Annotated in this window: 19 protein-coding genes; 5 read left to right on the plus strand and 14 right to left on the minus strand. The window is 36.5% G+C overall.

What is annotated here, in order from left to right; translation table 11 throughout:
* Positions 1-96 precede the first annotated feature (96 nt).
* The 5 genes from QT16_RS08085 to QT16_RS08105 all read left to right on the plus strand — a co-directional run bounded on the left by QT16_RS08085 (position 97) and on the right by QT16_RS08105 (position 5,473).
* Complete coding sequence (locus QT16_RS08085; protein WP_007377152.1) at positions 97-1,401, plus strand: ABC transporter substrate-binding protein; 1,305 nt, start codon at positions 97-99, stop codon at positions 1,399-1,401.
* A 146-nt stretch (positions 1,402-1,547) separates the two neighbouring features.
* Positions 1,548-2,420, plus strand: coding sequence for a carbohydrate ABC transporter permease (locus QT16_RS08090; protein ID WP_002960879.1), 873 nt, complete (start codon positions 1,548-1,550; stop codon positions 2,418-2,420).
* Between the two features lie 2 nt (positions 2,421-2,422).
* Positions 2,423-3,253, plus strand: a complete 831-nt coding sequence (locus QT16_RS08095) for a carbohydrate ABC transporter permease (protein WP_039487848.1) — start codon at positions 2,423-2,425, stop codon at positions 3,251-3,253.
* 10 nt (positions 3,254-3,263) lie between these two features.
* Positions 3,264-4,265: an ABC transporter ATP-binding protein gene (locus QT16_RS08100; RefSeq protein WP_007377154.1), complete on the plus strand. Its 1,002-nt coding sequence runs from the start codon at positions 3,264-3,266 to the stop codon at positions 4,263-4,265.
* A gap of 248 nt (positions 4,266-4,513) precedes the next feature.
* Positions 4,514-5,473, plus strand: coding sequence for a sugar-binding transcriptional regulator (locus QT16_RS08105; RefSeq protein WP_039487850.1), 960 nt, complete (start codon positions 4,514-4,516; stop codon positions 5,471-5,473).
* A gap of 420 nt (positions 5,474-5,893) precedes the next feature.
* On the opposite strand, the gene QT16_RS08110 is transcribed toward QT16_RS08105, so the two are convergent.
* The 14 genes from QT16_RS08110 to QT16_RS08175 all read right to left on the minus strand — a co-directional run bounded on the left by QT16_RS08110 (position 5,894) and on the right by QT16_RS08175 (position 21,103).
* Entirely contained in the window at positions 5,894-6,718 is an 825-nt protein-coding gene (locus QT16_RS08110; RefSeq protein WP_039487852.1) for an alpha/beta fold hydrolase, read from the minus strand.
* Between the two features lie 356 nt (positions 6,719-7,074).
* The gene (locus QT16_RS08115; RefSeq protein WP_002960870.1) at positions 7,075-7,503 is read right to left on the minus strand and encodes a response regulator; all 429 of its coding nucleotides are present in this window, start codon (positions 7,501-7,503) and stop codon (positions 7,075-7,077) included.
* 206 nt (positions 7,504-7,709) lie between these two features.
* Positions 7,710-10,580: an ATP-binding response regulator gene (locus QT16_RS08120; RefSeq protein ID WP_039487854.1), complete on the minus strand. Its 2,871-nt coding sequence runs from the start codon at positions 10,578-10,580 to the stop codon at positions 7,710-7,712.
* Positions 10,577-11,749, minus strand: coding sequence for a hypothetical protein (locus QT16_RS08125; protein ID WP_039487856.1), 1,173 nt, complete (start codon positions 11,747-11,749; stop codon positions 10,577-10,579). The genes QT16_RS08120 and QT16_RS08125 overlap by 4 nt, the downstream gene beginning before the upstream one ends.
* Before the next feature lie 9 nt (positions 11,750-11,758).
* On the minus strand, positions 11,759-12,574 hold the full coding sequence (locus QT16_RS08130) for a type II secretion system F family protein (RefSeq protein ID WP_039487858.1): 816 nt from the start codon (positions 12,572-12,574) through the stop codon (positions 11,759-11,761).
* Positions 12,571-13,446, minus strand: coding sequence for a type II secretion system F family protein (locus QT16_RS08135; protein ID WP_002960861.1), 876 nt, complete (start codon positions 13,444-13,446; stop codon positions 12,571-12,573). Before QT16_RS08135 ends, QT16_RS08130 begins: the two co-directional genes overlap by 4 nt.
* Positions 13,439-14,737 (minus strand): TadA family conjugal transfer-associated ATPase, encoded by a 1,299-nt coding sequence (locus QT16_RS08140; RefSeq protein ID WP_039487860.1) that lies wholly within the window; start codon positions 14,735-14,737, stop codon positions 13,439-13,441. The genes QT16_RS08135 and QT16_RS08140 overlap by 8 nt, the downstream gene beginning before the upstream one ends.
* 6 nt (positions 14,738-14,743) lie before the next feature.
* A complete protein-coding gene (locus QT16_RS08145; protein ID WP_039487862.1) occupies positions 14,744-15,511 on the minus strand; it encodes a hypothetical protein in 768 nt (255 codons plus the stop codon).
* A gap of 69 nt (positions 15,512-15,580) precedes the next feature.
* A complete protein-coding gene (locus QT16_RS08150) occupies positions 15,581-15,970 on the minus strand; it encodes a hypothetical protein (RefSeq protein WP_039487863.1) in 390 nt (129 codons plus the stop codon).
* A 688-nt stretch (positions 15,971-16,658) separates the two neighbouring features.
* Positions 16,659-17,336, minus strand: a complete 678-nt coding sequence (locus QT16_RS08155) for a tetratricopeptide repeat protein (RefSeq protein WP_039487864.1) — start codon at positions 17,334-17,336, stop codon at positions 16,659-16,661.
* Positions 17,333-19,252: a pilus assembly protein N-terminal domain-containing protein gene (locus tag QT16_RS08160; RefSeq protein ID WP_039487865.1), complete on the minus strand. Its 1,920-nt coding sequence runs from the start codon at positions 19,250-19,252 to the stop codon at positions 17,333-17,335. The genes QT16_RS08155 and QT16_RS08160 overlap by 4 nt, the downstream gene beginning before the upstream one ends.
* 212 nt (positions 19,253-19,464) lie before the next feature.
* The gene (locus QT16_RS08165; RefSeq protein ID WP_002962521.1) at positions 19,465-20,037 is read right to left on the minus strand and encodes a MiaE family protein; all 573 of its coding nucleotides are present in this window, start codon (positions 20,035-20,037) and stop codon (positions 19,465-19,467) included.
* Positions 20,038-20,084: 47 nt separating this feature from the next.
* Positions 20,085-20,717, minus strand: a complete 633-nt coding sequence (locus QT16_RS08170; protein WP_039487866.1) for a sulfotransferase — start codon at positions 20,715-20,717, stop codon at positions 20,085-20,087.
* A 14-nt stretch (positions 20,718-20,731) separates the two neighbouring features.
* Positions 20,732-21,103, minus strand: a complete 372-nt coding sequence (locus tag QT16_RS08175; RefSeq protein ID WP_002962524.1) for an MAPEG family protein — start codon at positions 21,101-21,103, stop codon at positions 20,732-20,734.
* Positions 21,104-21,203: the final 100 nt, after the last annotated feature.

Consider the following 21,203-nt stretch of genomic DNA (forward strand, 5'->3'; position numbering starts at 1 on the left):
GGCAGTTTTATGCGTTAAAACTGCCATAAATAGAATTGGTAATAGATTGAAATTTAATAGCACTTGTTAAAACATAACGTGTATGGGGAATACCCGATGAAAAATAAATTAATTATGCTCGCGTGTGGCTTTATAAGCATGGGCGCTGCGGCAAAAGAAACAATTACAATAGCGACTGTTAACAATGGTGACATGATCACCATGAAAGAATTAAGCAGTGACTTTACCAGCCAAAACCCTGATATAGATCTAAAATGGGTCACTCTAGAGGAAAATATTCTTCGCCAACGTGTCACTACCGATGTTGCAACAAAAGGCGGCCAATACGATGTTATGACCATAGGTACTTATGAAGTACCAATTTGGGGCAAGCAAAATTGGCTAAAAGAGCTGGATAATTTAGGTGAAAACTACGATTTAGACGATTTAATTCCGGCAATTCGAAGCGGTTTAACGATTAATGACAAACTTTATGCTGCGCCATTTTATGGCGAAAGCTCAATGGTTATGTACCGCACTGACTTAATGGAAAAAGCAGGGCTGACAATGCCTAAAGCCCCAACATGGGACTTTATACGCAAAGCTGCTAAAGCGATGACAGATAAAAAAGAAGGTGTTTATGGCCTTTGTCTACGTGGTAAAGCAGGTTGGGGCGAAAACGTTGCGCTTATTACATCCATGGCAAATTCGTTTGGTGCGCGTTGGTTTGATGAAAATTGGAAACCTCAGTTTAATACCCCAGAGTGGGAAAATACCCTTCAGTATTATGTAGATGTAATGAAAGAATCTGGTCCTGCTGGTTCATCTGCAAACGGTTTTAATGAAAATCTTGCACTATTTCAAACCGGAAAATGTGGTATTTGGATTGATGCAACCGTTGCAGGCGCATTTGTTACTAACAAAAAAGACTCAGAAGTTGCCGATAAAGTAGGGTTTGCACTTGCGCCAGATAACGGTCTAGGTAAACGCGGTAACTGGTTATGGTCTTGGACTTTAGCCGTACCGGCAAGCAGCAAAAAACCAGATGCCGCAATGAAATTTATTAGCTGGGCAACATCTAAAGAATACACTCAACTTGTAGCCGACAAAAAAGGTTGGGCAAAAGTACCGCCAGGTACACGTAAATCACTTTACAGTAATCAAAAGTACATGGACGCAGCACCGTTTGCACAAATTACCTTAGATTCTATTCAATCTGCAGATCCTAAAAATCCAACCGTTAAACCAGTGCCTTATGTAGGTATTCAGTTTGTTGCTATTCCTGAGTTTCAAGGAATTGGTACAGCTGTTGGGCAACAATTCTCAGCAGCATTAACTGGCCAAATGACCGTTAAGCAAGCGCTCAGTACGTCTCAGCACCTCGTTGAGCGAACAATGCGTAAAGCTCGCTATCCTAAATAGCATGTAATGGGCGGGTAAGTACTCAAACTTACCCAATATTTTATGTCAATTCTATTTACTTGTTAGTTATAAACACTATCAAGGGTTTCTGATTTTCACTTGATAGTTAACAAGTAAATAGAATTGGCTTTTTTAAGGTCACCTTTATGGCAACAACTAACTCGCGCACGCTTGCTCGGTTTATGCTTCTTCCTAGTGTAATTTTATTACTTGCTTGGATGATAGTTCCGCTGTGTATGACACTGTATTTTTCATTTATTGATTACAACTTACTCGTTCCAGGGGATAAAGAGTTTGTAGGCTTTTTAAACTATGAATTTTTCCTAACTGATCCGGCTTTTTTTGAATCATTTTTTAACACGCTTTACCTAGTAACTGGGGTTTTACTTATCACTATATGTGGTGGTATTGGCTTAGCTATTTTATTAGACCAAGCAATATGGGGACGAAATTACGTTCGCATTATGGTACTAGCCCCATTTTTTGTAATGCCAACTGTGTCGGCATTGGTATGGAAAAACATGCTAATGAACCCAGTTAATGGCTTATTTGCACATTTCGCGATTTGGCTTGGCTTTGAACCTATCGACTTTTTTGCTCAAATGCCGTTATTTTCAATCATCATAATTGTGTCTTGGCAGTGGTTACCGTTTGCAGCGTTAATACTACTAACTGCTATACAATCATTAGACCGTGAACAATTAGAAGCGGCTGATTTAGACGGAGCTGGGCCATTTAGTAAGTTTTTTTACATCGTTTTGCCGCACTTATCGCGCGCTGTAACCGCTGTTATTTTAATCGAAACTATATTTTTACTGTCAATCTTTGCTGAAATATTAGTTACAACCAGCGGTGGTCCTGGTTATTCGTCGACCAATATAACGTACTTAATCTACACGCAATCACTACTTCAATTTGATGTAGGCGGTGGTTCGGCAGGGGGCATAGTTGCAGTTATTATTGCAAATATAGTCGCTATATTTTTAATGCGCTTAATTGGCAAAAACTTGGAGGGTTAATTATGACTATAAAAAATAGCCGTCGTTCCAAACTAATTTATACCATTGCTGCATGGACAATAAGCGGCATGATTTTCTTTCCAATTTTATGGACGTTAATCACCAGCTTTAAAACGGAAGCTGAAGCAATTTCAGCAAGTCCAAGCTTATATGCGTTTGATTGGACGCTCGAAAATTACCGAGATGTACTGTCGCGTTCGCCATACTTTAACCATTTTTGGAACTCTGTAGTTATATCGCTAGGTTCAAGTTTGCTGGGTTTATTAATTGCTGTACCTGCAGCTTGGTCTATGGCTTTTGTACAAACTAAAAAAACTAAGCATTTATTAATGTGGATGCTTTCTACCAAAATGTTACCGCCAGTAGGCGTACTTATTCCGATTTATTTATTGTTTCGTGACTTTGCGTTACTCGATACAAAATTAGGTTTAGTAATTGTAATGACACTCATTAACTTACCAATAATGGTATGGATGCTGTACACCTACTTTAGAGAAATACCAAACGAAATACTTGAAGCTTCACGTATGGATGGCGCAACTATTGGTGAAGAAATATTCCATGTTTTATTACCAATAGCCTTACCGGGTATAGCCTCAACGCTATTGTTAAATGTTATTTTGTCGTGGAACGAAGCATTTTGGACACTTATTTTAACCGCTGCGAATGCTGCACCTTTAACGGCATTTATTGCCAGTTACTCAAGCCCTGAGGGGTTATTTTACGCTAAGTTATCGGCAGCATCTGCCATGGCCATTGTGCCAATTTTAATACTTGGTTGGTTTAGTCAAAAACAATTAGTGCGTGGATTAAGTTTCGGCGCAGTAAAATAGGAGAATACACATGGGCAGCATCACACTAAAACAAGTCACTAAAAACTTTGATGAAGTTAACGTAATTAAACCACTCGACTTAGAAATTAAAGACGGTGAGTTTATCGTATTTGTTGGGCCATCAGGCTGTGGTAAATCTACATTACTTCGTATGATCGCAGGTCTTGAAGATACCACCAGTGGTAATATAGAAATTGACGGCATTGACGCTACAAAAACACCGCCTGCAAAAAGAGGCTTAGCAATGGTGTTTCAGTCCTATGCGTTATATCCGCATATGACCGTGCGTAATAATATTGCTTTTCCTTTAAAAAGAGCCAAAGTTAGCCCTGCAGAAATCGAAAGTAAAATTGCTAACGCCGCTAAAATTCTTAATTTGACGGATTATTTAGACCGAAAGCCTGGGCAATTATCGGGCGGCCAGCGCCAGCGTGTAGCGATAGGGCGCGCAATTGTACGTCAACCTTCGGCATTTTTATTTGATGAACCGCTTTCAAATCTTGATGCGTCACTACGTGTAAATATGCGTTTAGAAATATCTGAATTACATAAAAGTTTAGCTACAACAATGATTTATGTTACGCACGATCAGGTTGAAGCTATGACAATGGCAGATAGAATCGCGGTATTTAATGCCGGTATTATTGAACAGGTAGGCACACCTTTAGAGCTTTATAAAAACCCAGTAAACAAATTTGTAGCTGGTTTTATTGGCTCTCCAAAAATGAATTTTATAGATGCTCCACAAAATGAAGATGCGAATGTTAGTTGTATTGGTATACGACCAGAGCATATAACACTCTCTACTGAGCAAGGAACGTGGGCTGGTACTGTAGGTGTAATTGAACATTTAGGATCGGAGAGCTTTTTACATATAAATATTGAAGGCAAAGGGACCGTAACAGTAAAAGCAGATGGTGATTGTCCGTTAAAATATGGCGACAGTATTTACCTAAGCGCACCGGCTGATAAAGTATTAAAGTTTGATAATAACGGTTTAACAATTCGCTAGAGCCAATCTTTAATTACCTTAAATAGCACCTTTATAAAGGTGCTATTAACTAAATTCTAATTACATAATCCTATGAAACCTAGGTATTTTTTATTAAGGAATGGTATATTTACAACTATAAATAACAAAAACGTTATTGATAAATAGATACTCCAAAATTAATAAAATAATTTATATAGCAGCACATATAATTAAAATTATGTAATAAAAATAAGGACTTAGTTTTCCTTCTATTTTAAGAGGTTTACGTGGTAAAGCTATCAAATACAGAAATTAGAAAGCTAGATGATGCAGCCAGAGCAGGGTGGTTATATTATGTTGGCGGTAACACACAAGATGAAATTGCTAAAAAACTAAATATATCTCGTCAATCTGCACAAAGAATGGTCGCATTATCTGTGAGCCAAGGATTAATTAAAGTTAGACTTGACCACCCGATTGCCAAATGTATGGATTTAGCTGAAAAATTAAAAAGCCGTTTTGGGTTAGATTCGTGTGAAGTTGTACCGAGCGATCCATCTGAACCTTCATCTACATTAGGTTTGGCTCAAGCTGGCGCGGCAGAAATAGAACGTCATCTAAAATCAGAACAACCCAAAGTACTTGCTATGGGAACCGGTCGAGTTTTACGTTCATGTGTGGATGAGCTAAGAACTGTCGATTGTCCGCAACATAAAATTGTAGCCATGCTAGGTAATATGGCTTTGGATGGATCGGCTTCATCTTATGATGTTGTAGTAAGAATGGCCGAGCACACCAATGCAAAACATTATCCAATGCCATTGCCAGTTTTACCAAGAAGCATTGAAGAAAAAGAACAGTTACACGCACAACAAAATATTACCGGTAATTTAAAACTCGCTAAAGATGCCGATGTAACATTTGTGGGTATTGGTAGCTTAGGTGAAAAGTCGCCATTACATATAGATGGTTTTATTGATGCGCAAGAACTTAAAGAGTTACAAGATCTGGGTGCTGTTGGTGAAATGATTAGTTGGGTGTTTGATAAAAACGGTAAGCTTTTAGATTGCACAGTTAATCAGCGTGTAGCAAGTACGCCATTAAAAACAAATGCTAACAAACAGATTTATGCGATAGCTGCTGGTGAAGAAAAAGTGTTAGCCATTTTGGGCGCAGTAAGGTCAAACATGATCAGTGGATTAATTACTAACGAATATACAGCTGAGCGTTTACTTAGTATTGATTAAACAAATTGATAAATAAAGTATCTGTATTAGTAATACTAGTTATTGTAATAAAAACACTTAATGTCCGATACCGTCTAGTATTGGACATAGTAAGGGCGCATTTTAGCGCTCTTTCTATATACACATTAACTACCTATAATTTATATTATGTTAAATAGCATAAATAAATACATAACTAAGTTACTCACCTTCATTAATTAACGTATAAACGCGATATTTTGACTATTTAATAAGCATTAACCTACTTATTTTAAAAATTAATGTTTTGCCTATTTTCGCTATTTGTTACTTAATCATATAAAAATACCGCTTGGTTATTAATATAATCAAGCGGTATTACAATGGTTGCCTATTCGCTACTTTACTCAATAAAACTTAACGTATTGAAATAAATAGCTTTTTAATAAGGCTAGTAATTAACTAGAATGTTTTATCATTCATAAATTCATTAATAAGCTCAGACACTTTATCTGGATGTTCATCAATAACCCAATGTGCGGCTTTATCTATCCAAACCAATGACGAATTTGGAATTGCTTCTTCTAACATTGGTGCATACTTTGGCTTTTGAAACTTGTCTTCTTTACCCCATATTATGAGTGTTTCATGAGGTAAGCTTTTAAGATCGCCTGTAATAGCTTCGGTATATTCTTTATTGAGTCTGCGCATGTTACTAAATAAAGCGGCTTTTCCTTTTTCATTACTCCATGGTGTTAAGTATATTTTCATCAACTCTTCAGTCATTACGTTCGAGTAGTAAACACCTTTGGGCATGAAATCTCTTAATGTATCAACAAATTCATCTACAGATGTTTTTTCTTCTATGCCTGGTTCTAGTAAAGGTTCAAATTCTGGTATTGGCCAAGAATCAAAACATACACTATCAAGTAAAACCAACCCGTTTACTTTATCTGGATGATTTACAGCCATTAATTGAGCAACACCACCACCAATATCATGTGCAGCAATATTAACTTTAGAAATACCGAGCTCTTCTATAAACTTACACATTATTCTACATTGCGCATTTATAGATACATCAGTGTTACTTGGCATATCTGATTCACCAAAGTTAAGTAAATCTGGTGCTATTACCCGATATTTTGATGCAAGTTTTGGCATCACATTTCGCCATAAAAATTTATTTGTCGGAATACCGTGTATCAATAATAAAGGTGTACCTTGTCCCATTTCTTGATAAGCAATTTGATGACCTTCTACTGTAACGTACTGTGTTTTGCTCATGCTTGTGCCTCGTTAATTTTAAAAATTATAATGTTTAGTAAACTATAAAATTGGAATATAGCCTTATAAAGCAAATTCCATCCCAAGATGAGTATTTTTTAGTTATTAAAAAATCTTAATGTTTTAAAAGTTAAACCCTTGTGATACCTGGGCTTAAGGCAAAGTAAGTTTATTTTTTTTTATTATTATAGAGTTTGATAATTGTGATTGTTAAACCACTTTATGAAGTGTGAAGCGTTTACTCTTATATATGCAACAATTACAAAAGCGAAGTTGCTAATAATTTGAAGAAATTATTCTTATTAAATAGTTTTTAGTAAGTAATAAACAGCGAACCGCCCTACTATTGGTATTAATCACTTTAAGAAAGATCTAATATTTTCAATTAATACACTTTGCTTAACTGGCTTTAATAACAAACCATTAAATCCCAGCTTTATATATTTATTATTACTATTTTCGTTTTCACTAAATGTATGCGCAATAATTTTCGTTGCTGATGCATCAGCGTGCTTTCTTATTTTTAGCATTGCGTCGGTGCCCGTAAACTGTGGCATGACTATGTCCATTAAAATAATATCGTAAATATTTTGTGAAACCATTAATAGCGCCTCTATTGCACTGGATGCAAAATCTATTAATATGTTTTCTTCTTTAAGCATTTTTCTTATTACAATTTCTATTAGTAAATCATCATCGACTAAAAGTAGTCGTGTAGTTTTATTTATAGGCTTTACTTTATTAAACCCGATAACTTCCGCTGTATTTCCAATAGTGTTATTCATTTTTCACCTTATTACTTTTCAGTAATATATTACTGCTAATTTTTAATACCAACCGCTATAACTTTTTGAACAAATTAACGAGTAAAATAACTTTATAATGTTGTTAAAATTTCAAATAAAGAAATTAGATATAAAACTTACTAAGTTGTAGCGCTAATTCTTTCTCGTTAAATAGACCTCTTATGTAAGGCGGTTGGTATAGCGGATTACCTTTTTAAAATACGTGCTATTTGGTTTATTAATATGCCTTGTTTTACAGGTTTTAATAGCATGTCATCAAAGCCCTGGTTTACATATTTAGATTCTGGATCGGGTGTCGATGTATGTGCAATTATTTTAGTTTTAGAATTATCACTGTGTTTTTTAATTTTTAACATAGCATCAGTTCCTGATAATTCTGGCATTACTATGTCCATTAAAATAATGTCGTAACTGTTTTGAGATACCATCAACATTGCTTCTATAGCACTGCGCGCGTAATCTATTTTAATGCTCTCATTTTTTAGCATTGCCCTAATAACAATTTCAACCAGTGGATCGTCATCAACCAGTAATAGTGTGTTTTGTTCTTCATTAGTTAATGGATTAATATTAACTAAATCGGTAGTTATTAATGGACTGTTTAATACTTCTTGTTCATCATCTTTGTTTTGTTTACTCGCTAGGTTTACCAACATAGAAAGTGATATCGTCGTTTTATTGGCACTACTGCTAATAATTATCGCTTTCCCACCAAGCATTTTAAATATCGAGATAAAAAACTTTAACTCTAATGATAAGTCTTTATCATCTATAAAGCGCGTTATATCATCACCCGAAATGCTTTTAAGTTCAGTTATAAAATGGTTAGTGTTGATTAAATTACTTAATGAAAAGTCGAGGTTTAAGTAATTACGCGTACTTTCTTTTTTAATCTGAGCGTCAATTGAAAGCGTTGTATTATTTGATGAATCCAAAACCTCAGTAACTAACTGAATAACCAGTTGAGAAATTAACTTTTCATCGCTTGCTACCGTTAACTCTGGTGTAATATTATTTTTCAAAACTATTTTATTATTTTCAGCCTCTTTCGTTAAAATTGACATGTTATTATTGATCAGTTTCTTTAGATTTACGTTTTTGGCTTGAAGCTTTAACTTACCTATCTCTGATTTATTTATATTTACTAGCTGTTGAATAACACTTTCAAGCTGGTCGCACACATCAGAAATATTCCCTACATTGTTTTTAAATTCGTTAAAGCTTATAGGATCTTTAGATATTTCAATTAATGACTTTAAAGATGATAAAGGCGTTTTCAACTGACGGCTAAGCCTTGAAACAAATTTTTCTTTTAATTGATTTGTCTGTTTTGATTTTTCGAGAACATCAGCGAGTAAACACTCTTTTTGATGTGCCTCTGTATCATCTCTAAAGTAGCAAACAAAACCATTAAAATCTGTATGTCTTTGTAATACGGTTATCCACTTCCCGTCTGTAAAACCTATATCTATTAATTGGTTACGATCATTATCAAGCTTATGATGCTCATGGTAATGATTTATAATATTATGCTGTTGCGCAATACTTATCAGCTGGCTATACGATAGCTGACTGTTTTGTTTATTCACCTGTGCAAATAAAAGATTAAATGCATTGTTAGTAATCACAGGAAATTCGTGGCTATTAAAAATAGCAAACCCATGTGGCAATGCATCAAGAGAACTTGAAAATAGCTCTTCCCTATTAAGTATTAACTGATTTTTTTGTTTTATTTCATTGTGTAAACGCCTAGGCAAACGTAAAAAATAGTACACGAATGCGAATACACAAAAGGCGATCAGTCCTAATCTAATTAGGCTATATTTAGTTATTTGTGGACGTACTATTTTATTCATTGGTTGCACATGTAAACGCCAAGTAGGTGGAAAACGACTGCTTAAAGCGCTAATACTATTTTTAATTATACTAGGGTTTACTTCTCCTTGTTTTCCTAAAGTAAACTGTGGTGTTGCTATAAAAACGTTATAATTTTCAGTGTTTAATTTGCCAATAACGGCTTTTAAAAACTTACTTAAATCAAATGCTGTAAGTGTATAAATAGAGCCTTGTTTAATTTTTATTTCAGAAATTAAAAAGGCTGTATCTGCAACAGTAAATACTTCTACTGCTTGTTTATTCGCTCTATTATTGAATTTTTCTAACCAGTTTTTAAATCCATACGCGGCTAAATCAAAATTATTTTTTGACCAAAGTGCAAGTTGGTTATACTCAGAATCAAACACAACATACCCTTTATAAGTTAAGCTTTGTGAAACCTGACTCTGTACTAAATCATTAAGCTGCTCTTTTGTATAGCTATTTTGGCTTTGTAAAAAGCCTGCGATAACTAAATCTTTTTGCGATATATATAATCCTTGATTATCAAATCGCTCTAAAGCATTAAATAACGTTTTACGTAATTGCTGAGTTTGTTCATTGTAATTACTTTGCAGCTCCTTTTTTTCTATAGTATAAAGCAGTAATGCAGTGAATGAGCATAATACTAATGCAATTAAGAATGCGACGGGCGCTAAACTAAATACATGAATATACTTTTCCCCATAATTTTTTTTCACAGGATTAGTAATTTGATTACTTACTGAATCTGAATTTTTATTTAACTGTGTCTGCAATAATTGAGCAAATGAAATAAACTGATCTTTTTGTGAACCTATTAATGTTTTAGGTGCTAAATCAGCCATCAGCACTACGCCAATTAATTTATTAGTGACACTATAAATTGGATATTGTGCATAAAAACGAATTAATTTGTGCGTGTTGTTTGATACATCATCAAAAAAGGTATCTTCAAATAAATATAGTTTTTCTTGTGTGCAGCGTTGTTGATAGCTTAATAACTCATTTTCGACGCTTTCTATATCGTTGCAGGTTATTAACTGGTCTGAATAAACCTCTCTAAAATCGATAAATTTAACAATTGGAACATCATAAAACTGTTTTAATAGCGTTAGCGTTTCTTTAATTTCTGTTGATATTTCATCAGTTGGTGTATCTGCTAAATTAGCATGTGAGGTAAATATATTTGAGGCGTTCATTGACGTTCTCCTTCCCCTTTTGGGGGAGTATGTATCCACGTTGTACTGTTTTGACCGCTATGTACTGGCAGTAAAACTTTAAATGGTGGTGTTAAGCTACTAAGTGCAGGTTCGCCTGTGGTGATATTTATTACTTGTTCTGCATTAACTAAATTAAGTGATGTTTTGCAATATGTAATACCTGGCTCAATCCCTATTAAGCTCAGTGTTTCACTAATGATAAGGTTATTTACTAAATCGATACCAGCGAGCTCAAATGTAGTTTGTAAAATAGTGAAGACGAGTGTCTCTACAATGTTTTCATCTTCTTCTAAGCGTGTACCTTCTGGGCAGCAGATTGTGCCAAGCTCTATGTCAAAGTTTGTTCCAACTGCAACTCCAACGAACTTAAGTGCTTTAAGTGCATCTTTTAAAAGAGATTCTACTTCAGGTAAGTATAAATCAAGTATGTCGCCTTGCGATTCGTACCCTGTTTGACATGTGTCACATGATACCGCCAACTCTCGACCATCGGTCCCTACAAGCGGACGACCCAAAGCAGTCACTCCAACTAAACAACTGCTGTCGGCCGGTTGCTTATCTATTTCAAAGCTTTCACAAGGTGAGCCTGTTACTACTTTTTGCGATACATAACGAGATAGAATTTGTTCACTATTAGCAGGGCATTGTTGTGGCGTACTTCTTAATAACTGACCAATAACGGTGTTACCTAACTGCCCTATTGCATAATTTGGACCTTGCTGCAGCGCATTTATATAACTTACATTACCGGTATTATTTAGTTTACTCACACCTTGGCTGTCTGTTGCTTCGTCGCTTAAGCCCTTTAAACACGGGTTACCTTGGCAATTTGGAGCATCGTAATAAACAGCTTCCCGCGAGGTAAACCTATCATCTCTTATGCCTATTAATGCCCTGTACGTGTTGTTTGCTCCCCTGTCTGTATAAAAAATGAGTGGTGCTTGATGCTCATCAAAACTTACTGCAATACCGAGTGGTCTATTGTTAGCATCAACTACAGTAATTTGATTATCGACCTTAGTTTGATGGCGCTTAATAAGGGCATCCCTTACTAAAATCACCCCACCAATTGAGCCAATAATTAAAATAGTTATAATTAAAATAAGCTCAATAGTAAGTATGTACCCTTGTTGATAATGCTTTTTCATATCAGGCTCCTATAACACTTCTACAAGCATTTTAAGTACGTTCATTACTTGTAATGCTGCGGGAAAAAACACCAATACCAAAAACATCGGAAAACAAATTAAGATAATGGGAAAGGTTGTGTGCATCGCTTTTTTGTTTACCTTTTTAGCGAGTAAAATGTTCTTTTTTAAAGCTAGGCCTTCAAGTTGAGCCTCTACTGCTTGGATAAGTGGCGTACCAAGTTTTGACCCTATTAACATTAAGTTTGCGAGTTTTTTAATTCCTAATACGCCGGTTCTTTCAAAAAGTGAATTAAATGCAAATTCACGATCTTTACCTGCGCTTAGTTCGAATAAAAATAACTTTAGCTCTTTGTATAATGGGTGTTTTTGACTTAATCCATGATCAACTGCTAGTGCAAATGAACGCTCTAGTGAAAATCCAGCGCGCATGTAAACCAGTAACACCCGTAAAAAAAACTCTAAGCTATTATTTATAAAGGTTTTACGTTGATTTTTACGTAATAAAAACCAGCATTCGGGTGCAAAAAAACACATAAAACACAGTAATAATTTAATCGATTGGCTCAGCTCATACCCTGTTAGTTCTATAACTGTAAATGCACTAAAAGTAGCAGCCACTTTAAAGCAGTACAGGCTTATTAATATTTTATTAATTTGAATTCCTGCTTGTCTTAATTGACGTTTAGAGATGATGATTAGCGGATACCAATTAATGTTTTTAGTATCGGGTTTATCTAATTCGACTTTAAGAGATTGCCTATGAATATGGATAAACGAGCCCATACTTACTAAAAGTCCGATAAGTAAAAGTATATCAATCATAATGTTACCCTTAAGCTAAGGCGTAGCCATAAAAAGCCAAATAGCTGACAAAGAAGCGCAACCGTTATAAATGCAATCCCATTAGGATCGTTTAATAAAGGTTCAAACCAGGTTGGATCGGTATAGCTAAATAAAGGAATTAGTGCGTAAGGTAAAAAACCACTAAATACAGCAGCGTACTTAGTACCCGAAAGCTTTGCTTTTAGCTGTTGGCGGTCGAGGGTCCGAAGCGACATCATGTTGCATACGCTTTTTAGCATGTCAGTTAAATCGCACTGGCTTTGTGTATGTGTGATGATGCTATGAGCAAATAATCTTACGGTCTCGCAGTTGTATCTTTCAATTAACGGAGCAAACGACGTTTCGGCATCACTACCCATGCTCATGCGTTGTAATAGCAAAGAGCTTTGTTTTTTTATATATGGGTCAGCATGTTCATCAGCAAACTGCATTGATTGTTGTAGCGACAGCCCCGTACTTAAACACGATTGTACGGTTTCAATAAATTCTAAAAAATGATGCTCAAATTTTGCTAATTTATAATGAGCCAAGTCAATCACAGTTATAAAACAGGTTACAAAAACCACGATTGAAATAATAAATGCGCTGGTTGATGCCTCAGGGTAATATAATTTAGCTAAAAACCATGAACTACTAGAGAGCGAGCACGCCATGCTTATAAACCAAGCGTTACTTATGTTTAAGCCTAGTACTCGTAGTGACAAAGTAAGGACGTCTTTTTCTTCTAAAATATCTACCTTTTTAGCGCTCTGGTTACTTTTATTTTTAGCATACAAAGAAACCAACACACTAGCTGCAAGTACAAAAGTAATAACCGCCGCTATAGCTAACAAATAATCAAGTTTAGTCATTGTTAGCCTCCGGGTTATTGTGCAGTAATGCTTTTAATTCTTTTGCATTTGCGCCTTGGCCTTTCATAAACTCAATAACACTTGAGTTATCTATTAGCTCACTTTGAACAGGCTCTGCTTCGTTAATACTATAAAGCGGGCTAAAATGTGCGCCGCCATTAACACGCTTAATTTCACCAATACTTTTTAGAGTTCGGGTGCCATTAGTTGAGCGAGAAACATGCACTATAAGTTGAATACTAGACGCAATTAGCGAACTTGTATGTGTATCACTCAGTTGTGCATTGTGTAACTGCACTAAAGTAGATAAACGAATAACGGCATCATTTGCGCTGTTAGCATGTATGGTCGTCATCGAACCTTGGTGACCACAGTTCATTGCTTGGAGCATATCGATTACTTCGCCAGAGCGTACCTCACCTACAAGTATTCTATCTGCGCGCATTCTTAGGGCTGCTTTTACTAAATCTCTTAGGCTTACTGCACCTTTACCATCGCTGTTTGTGTCGTGGGCTTCTAATTGCACAACGTGGTTGTGATGCAAATTAAGCTCAGCACTTTCTTCAATGGTTACAACTCGTTCATTTGGGTTAATTGAGTTAGCAAGTACGTTTAATAATGAGGTTTTACCAGCCCCCGCATTGCCACACACTAAAATATTAACGCCTGTTTTAACTGCGCTTTTTAAAAATGATAAGATGTTTTTATCTAAAAAATGGTTATTAACTAAAAAGTCATCGTTTATTTTTTTATGATTAAATTTACGAATCGATACAATCGCGGCGCTGGTACACGCAGGCGGTACAATAATATGAACTCGGCTACCATCTTTTAGTTTGCCATCAACAATCGGCATAAGCGCATTGACTTGTCGGCCACAGCCATCAAGTAAGCGATCAACAAATCGGCGTAAATGGCGTTCGTCATCAAACTTACTGGCTGTGCAAAGTAGTTTGCCTTGTTTATCAATCCAAATATCTTGAGTGTCGTTTATTAAAATATCACTTACCTGATCGTCCAGCATAAACTGTGCAATAGGACCTAGGCCTTGAATTTCATCAAATACAGCCTGAACAACCTGCTCTTGTTGATGTTGGTTAAATGAAGATTGATTAAATTGTGGAATTTCACTGCACAGTGCAGAGATTTTTTCGAGAACATTACTTGATAAAAGTGCGGTTGGTTCTTGTTCGTACTCTTCGATAACGGCATCATGCAATAGCTTTTTAAGCTCTTCAAAGGTACTTAAACTGGTTTGAACTTCTTCATGTTTGCTTGATAAATTAAACATAAAAACTCACTTAGCTACATATACAGCTTCATTTTTAACGCCTTTAACCACTTCGATTGTGCGACTGGTTTGTAAGCGTGAAAAGTTTTGCAAACGACCTTGTTCAATGTCATAAGCGCTATGCACAATAATTGAAACTTTGTCGGCATTATCTATACCCGCCAACGAATAAACATCTTTTGGAAGTACCGCAAGGACTAACGAAACACCGCCTGTAGCAGAATTAGACTCTTTAGCTAAGTTATCCATTACGCCATTTTTTTCGGCCTGCGATTTAGGGCCTTTTGAAACACCAATGAGCTGTACATCACGGGCAACTGTTCTTACTAGACGATTAGTTTTAGCGACTATGTCGAGTCGGTCACCTTTGTGTATACGCGAAAGCGGAATATCTAAGGTGTTTAATTTTAAAGTATATAAAACACGCCCTGCTGGTATGGCTTCTGACAAATTTTGGCTTTTCGCTCTAATAAAATCTGTGTCAAATAATGGTTGTTCAACCATTTTATTAGTTGCTAATTTTTGACCAATTAATGCACGTGGGTTTTGAACGCTCAGTGCAATATTTGAATAGTTATTTGGATCTATACTCTTTTGCTCTACATCGTGAACGGTTACTGTTTGACCGGCCGACATATTTTTATTTACTACCCAGGCTGTTACGCTATTTTCATCGTTTACCTGTCTAATACCCAAAGCCGAAGCTAACATGCCAGAGGTGATGAGTAATGTGAGAGCCGCTGTGGTTGCGCCTTTGTTACTTTTACTTTTCATAATATTCCTCCAGAGTAACTTTCACTGCCACACTTTTGTGGCAGTGAGCCTTAAGCTTGGTATTCAAACTTAGTTACCTTGTGAACCGCCTGCCGTTGTACGTGTTGCAGCATCACCACTTGGTGTTGCACTAATAAGTGCCGCATTTTCACTAAAGTCTGATGCAACAAAAGTGAATGAACTACCATCGCCTGCGTACACATCAACTGAATCTACAAAGCCTGAGCCAGACACTTCAGCTGTACCTTCGGCGTTAATCATCCCGTCAAATACATAGCTTTGGTCAAGTGAGCCAATTGCTTCAGCTACATCTTCAAGTTCGCTGGTTACCGAGTCACGTAATGTAGATAAACCAATTACAAGTGCCGCTACCATTGAAGTAGAAAGAATGATTAGCTCTGACGTTAGTACAAAACCTTTTTGCTTTTTGCTATTTAAGTTATGTTTAATAGTTTTCATAATCGTAGCCTTTAAATTAGAAGAGCTTATGCTCACTTTATATATTGCGAGGACCATGCCAACTAATTAAGTCCTTTAAATACATGTGGTTAGTGTGTTTTTATTATTTGCTCTTTAGCTGTTTTTACTTTTGATTTGCAAAATGCAAATCAATATTAAAAAATAATTTTAGATACTTAATACTAGGGTCTGTTGATCTTTGCGGATTAAAATTTGTTCAAACTAGGGACGATTTAATCGCGGCGCGAGGTTTGTAACCTAGTGGGCTCGGTAACTGCTCCTGCGTTACCCTACTGGCTTACATCCATGTAAGAATAAGTCAAAACCGAGCAACAAAGAGTAAATAGCCCCTAGAAAGAACCCTTTGGGCAGCGCCTGTTTGGCATTAATGCTACGTTATCGCCCATTTATGGGGAATAACCACACTACATAGGCTCTGCCTTGCCTAAATACCAAACAGACTGCTGCAAATTTAACCTTGAAAGATCAACAGACCCTAGAGACGTTCTGTTAAATTATTAAAACTAATAGGTGTTCAAAAAAGGGTTAAATATTAGAAGCAGTCTTGTGGGGTAACTTATAAAACGTATGATTAGCGTAAGCTTTACTACTATTTTTGATAAATAATAAAGTGGTTTTGGCTCCTTAATAATGCCAAATTTTAGGTATAAAAAAAGGCCCGAAGGCCTTAAGAATAACAATTACCTAAAACAGAGAGTTTACCGCGCCTAGCAAGTGCTTTTTGATGTGTGGGTTCGACACGTAAAACTTGCTCATAATAGCCACAGGCCAATAAATTATTGGTATTAGCTTCTTCAATTAGGCCTTTATGGTAAAAATAGGCGGTGCTATTTAAGCCAAACTTAACCGAAAGCTCTAAATAGTTTGAAGCTACAACGTAGTTGCCCTGGGCATAATGTATAGAGGCCATTTGCAGGTATGGTGAAGCATGTGTACCAAAAACATCGACGCCGTATTGGGCAATGCTTTTTGCTTTAGCTAAATTACCTTGCTCAATTGCTAAAGTGACTCCTAAAGTAATTGCGTTTAACGGCGGGTTAGCTTTATTAAGCAAAGTGTTTATAACCTGTTGAGATTGATTAGCACGGCCACTTTTATAAAGTACATATGCCGATATTGAAAGTATTGCCGTGTTATCGGGGTGTTCAAGCATTAACTGATTCACCTCATGCACTAGGTTCAAACAGTTACTTGCATTTATACCTTCGCACTTTAATGGTTGGGCATTTAATTGGTATTTTTTAACTATGTCACCCAGCGCGTTGTAAGGATTTACTGTTGGCTTGTAATCAATATGAGCGCAACCCGATAAAGTAAGCAGTAAAATTATATAAAGTATTTTCATAGCCCTTGCTCCTGTATATAGCTAAGTATCTGGGTGTCTATATTTGCCTGTTCCCACGAACGTAAGGTATTAATTGGCTCACGCACCAGGTTCGGAGTTACAACAATTATAAGCTCGCGGTTGTTTTCACTTTTACTGGTTGTTTCGCTTAACTTTCCTAGCATGCTATTGCCGTTGCCATCAGGTACAAAGTCGTGGCTTGCATTGTTATCGGTGCTAATTAAGCCACCAATAATAAGAGGTTGTCCGTCTTTTAAACGCGTTGATGTTTGCATGCTGCGTGTATTAAATGCACTACTGTTCAAACTGCTGCCTGTGCTTTGTGCAATTTCGGCGGTTAACGTGGTATCGGGTAGCGAAATTACTGGGTTTAGATCAAGTGTGATTCTGTCTTTGTCGTCAACCATGGCGCGTACATTTAATTCAACTCCGAATGATTTAAATTCTGTACCGCTAAACACCGAACCACTACTACCTTGCTGCCCGCTTGTAATTCCTGAAGGGCTATAACTTGTAGGTACGGGTACTTCTCCACCGACCTTAAATACGGCACTTTCACCGGCTAAAACCGTAATTGTAGGGCGAGAAAGTGTTCGAGAAATACCTTCTTGTTCAAGTAATGAAAACAACATATCAATGGCAAACTGTGAGGTAGAAAGCTGTAAGTTATTAGTTAATTGACCGCCAATTAATTGCAGCGCATTTTCTATTGTTGCAGAGCCTGATTCGCGTTCAGTCATACCGTCACGACCAAATAATCCCGCTTCTTTTTCATACCCATTAGACAGTACGCTAATATCTGGGCGCCATTGCTTTAATCTACGTTGATTTACTTCGTATAATTGCACCGACACACGCACTTGAGGTAAATCTTCAACTTCAATGCTCGACAAAACTTTACCGCCAGCCACTGAAAGCAACGTTGCTCTTGCAATATTAGAACTTACATTACTTAAGTTTAACCCTGATGTAGCATCGTTTATTAACCCACCCGACTCGTTGGCAAGTACTTCAATACCTGCGCTTTTATCCTGCGTTGCGCCGCCCATTAAATTATTAGGATCAAGGGGAGAACCCTGAGTTTGTAATGCTTGTTCTGGTTCAAATAATTTATTAATTGTATTTAATAAGCGCACTAGCTCTATCTGGTTTTTTACAGAGCCTGACAGTAAAAATACATCGTTGTCGTCATTTGATAGCTCATCAACCGAGATGCGTTTAATGGTCACTTTATCTGCGCCCATTGATTTAATTACTTCGCTAATACGTTCTTCTTTTGGCTTGGGTGCTTGAGTTACTTTTATTAAATTAATAATAGCGACTTTGCTCGAGTTTTGAGAGGTACCTCCGTTTGCGTTACCCAATCCTTGCAAGCGTTGAGCGAGAGAATTAAACATTCCTTGGTTAGGGTTTGAGGTAATAACGGGTTGTGATGCTTGTGAGCTACTGGCGTATAGATAGTTTTTTGCAGCTTCATAAGCGGCATGACGATAATTTATAGTAGGTACTTCACCTCGTAATACAACAGCATGGCGATCAGGTGCTATGGTTAGTTGCACGTCAGGGTGAATATCGTTTAAGGCATTTTCCAGTACGCTATAGTCTTCGGTAACACCAAGTAAAAATGTTTCCGAGCTTTTATCGTCGTACCACACCATCATAGATGTACGGCCTAACTTTTTAGCTAAAATTAGTAGCTCGCGACCATTAACCACGTTCACATCAAGCGTTGTTTCGTGGCCAAGTGCTATACGCGAAATATCACGGGTAAACACAAAGCGAGTATGTGTCCATTTAACTAAGTGTGATACTTTTTGTACCCGCTCACCATTTGCATTTTCTATATAATCTAAATGACTTTCACTGCCTACAGCGCTAAAAGATATTAGTAATAGTATAAAAGTAAATTTTAACATAAGCCTTTCCCTCAATTTGCTTAATGTATAGGTAGCAAGTATGAGACCAAACGCTTTTATCTTTATTATCAATGCATTAAGATGTGTGAAAGTGTGTTTTATTATTTTGATTCGCAAATTGCAAATCAATAATTCATAAAGGGTTTAACCAAGAAATGAGAGTAGAGGTAGGTGGCGCAAAGCGAATAAAATAGGCTCTGCGCTAGTTTTAGTTAATGCAAAGCAGCTGTAAATGGGATGCTTTCACAGATTTTAGCTTCTGCTATAAGTAACTCTTCTAGGCGAGTATCTACTTCTTCTTTATCAAAGTATTCGTAAGCAAGCTCTACAAAAAGGTTTTTATGTTTTTCTTCTGACTTGGCAATCGCAACATAAAAGTCTTTTTCTTTACCCTCAGGAAGTGCTTGTGCAACTAAAGAAAAACGCTCGTGACCACGTGCCTCAATTACACCACCAACCAGTAATCGGTCCATTAAAAAACCATCACGACCATGTCTAAACAGTGCACGTATTTGTTTTATGTACGGATCTTTTTTGTCGTCACCTAAGTTTACATCGCGCTCTAAAAGTAACTTAAGCACTTGTTTAAAGTGTATTAATTCTTCTAATGCTAAGTCGGTCATGGCTTTTACTAATTTACGTTTGTCTGGGTAATGTGAAAGCATAGACATAGCCATACCCGATGCTTTTTTTTCTGCAGCGGCATGATCTTGTAAAAAAGTATTAAAGTCAGCAAGGACAACTTCGGTCCATTCAAATGGGGTGTGGTATTTTAATTCAAACATGTTCTGTACAACTTAAATAATAATGCGGGGATTTTAACGTATTTGATTTAAAAAATCTTGTAAGGCAGTAATTTATCTATGCGCCCTTTAGCGGTGGATTCGACTTTTAGCGGGTGTTTAATATCGTTCCACGCGGTAACTTTGCCGCCCATATTCATTTTTTCAAAATCAGTTTTATCACTTTTTAATGCTAAAAAATCGCATAGCTTTTTGTAGCTATCAGGCTTTGCTATATCAATGGATAAAAAATCGTTGTCACGGTTCTTAAAGTACGTGTGAGCATCGTTAAAATGTGTTTCATAGCAGTGAGCTAAGTAACTATCGTCGCTAATATTATCAAGCGAAAGCTCACTAAACGTATTTAAATAACAGCGCTTTATATGAATATTAAAGCCCCCGTCGCCGCGCGTTAAATTAGTGTGCATACGCGTTAAAAGCTGTTTTATTGAAGGCAGCCATGCATCAAGTTCGCGCTCTAAATAAATAAACTTAGAGTCAGGATAATGAATATCAAGCGCTTTAAAATCGTTAAATATGGGAGTGTCGGCAATCGCACTGGCATTTTCAAAACAGGCATTAGTATACGCGGTATGCGCTGTTGTAATGCCAAGTTCTAAAAAAGCATGGCACACACTAGTTGTGCCGGTACGTGGTAAACCTATTATAAATATTTTGCTCATTAATTTTTCTTTAATTAGCCGCGTGTTACTAGTAATACAAAGGCGCTGATAATCATGACTAAAAATGTAGTAATAGTACCAATTTGGCGATATTTAAGGCTTTTTTCTACGATGCCTAAATTTTGAAACACACGCCCTACTAATAACGCACCACCTAATATATGGCAGTAATGGCTAGCAAGCCCTTGGTACTCTGCTAAAAAAAGCAAAATTAAAGCAAATGGCACGTATTCCATAAAATTTGCGTGGGCACGCACAGCACGTTGTAGCGTTGCATTACCGTTATCACCAAGTGATATTTGCTCCGCACGGCGCACTTTTATTACGTTAAAGCTTAAATAAATGTAAAAGAATGCGAGTAATGCAGCATAAGTTGAAATGATCACGGCGTTTTCCTGTTATTTTTATCGCATAAATATGCGCTCTATTATTGTGGGCGTGATAATAACACATAAATTTGAGCTGCATTATCAGAAGTTTAATAAT

It is taken from the genome of Pseudoalteromonas distincta (genome assembly GCF_000814675.1).
GTDB lineage: Bacteria > Pseudomonadota > Gammaproteobacteria > Enterobacterales > Alteromonadaceae > Pseudoalteromonas > Pseudoalteromonas distincta.

Coding starts and splice junctions, on each gene's coding strand:
- QT16_RS08110 (WP_039487852.1), bottom strand. CDS start 6,718: ATGAGCAAAACACAGTACGTTACAGTAGAAGGTCATCAAATTGCTTAT.
- QT16_RS08125 (WP_039487856.1), bottom strand. CDS start 11,749: ATGAAAAAGCATTATCAACAAGGGTACATACTTACTATTGAGCTTATT.
- QT16_RS08165 (WP_002962521.1), bottom strand. CDS start 20,037: ATGTTTGAATTAAAATACCACACCCCATTTGAATGGACCGAAGTTGTC.
- QT16_RS08160 (WP_039487865.1), bottom strand. CDS start 19,252: ATGTTAAAATTTACTTTTATACTATTACTAATATCTTTTAGCGCTGTA.
- QT16_RS08085 (WP_007377152.1), top strand. CDS start 97: ATGAAAAATAAATTAATTATGCTCGCGTGTGGCTTTATAAGCATGGGC.
- QT16_RS08170 (WP_039487866.1), bottom strand. CDS start 20,717: ATGAGCAAAATATTTATAATAGGTTTACCACGTACCGGCACAACTAGT.
- QT16_RS08135 (WP_002960861.1), bottom strand. CDS start 13,446: ATGACTAAACTTGATTATTTGTTAGCTATAGCGGCGGTTATTACTTTT.
- QT16_RS08095 (WP_039487848.1), top strand. CDS start 2,423: ATGACTATAAAAAATAGCCGTCGTTCCAAACTAATTTATACCATTGCT.
- QT16_RS08150 (WP_039487863.1), bottom strand. CDS start 15,970: ATGAAAACTATTAAACATAACTTAAATAGCAAAAAGCAAAAAGGTTTT.
- QT16_RS08115 (WP_002960870.1), bottom strand. CDS start 7,503: ATGAATAACACTATTGGAAATACAGCGGAAGTTATCGGGTTTAATAAA.
- QT16_RS08090 (WP_002960879.1), top strand. CDS start 1,548: ATGGCAACAACTAACTCGCGCACGCTTGCTCGGTTTATGCTTCTTCCT.
- QT16_RS08120 (WP_039487854.1), bottom strand. CDS start 10,580: ATGAACGCCTCAAATATATTTACCTCACATGCTAATTTAGCAGATACA.
- QT16_RS08100 (WP_007377154.1), top strand. CDS start 3,264: ATGGGCAGCATCACACTAAAACAAGTCACTAAAAACTTTGATGAAGTT.
- QT16_RS08140 (WP_039487860.1), bottom strand. CDS start 14,737: ATGTTTAATTTATCAAGCAAACATGAAGAAGTTCAAACCAGTTTAAGT.
- QT16_RS08155 (WP_039487864.1), bottom strand. CDS start 17,336: ATGAAAATACTTTATATAATTTTACTGCTTACTTTATCGGGTTGCGCT.
- QT16_RS08145 (WP_039487862.1), bottom strand. CDS start 15,511: ATGAAAAGTAAAAGTAACAAAGGCGCAACCACAGCGGCTCTCACATTA.
- QT16_RS08130 (WP_039487858.1), bottom strand. CDS start 12,574: ATGATTGATATACTTTTACTTATCGGACTTTTAGTAAGTATGGGCTCG.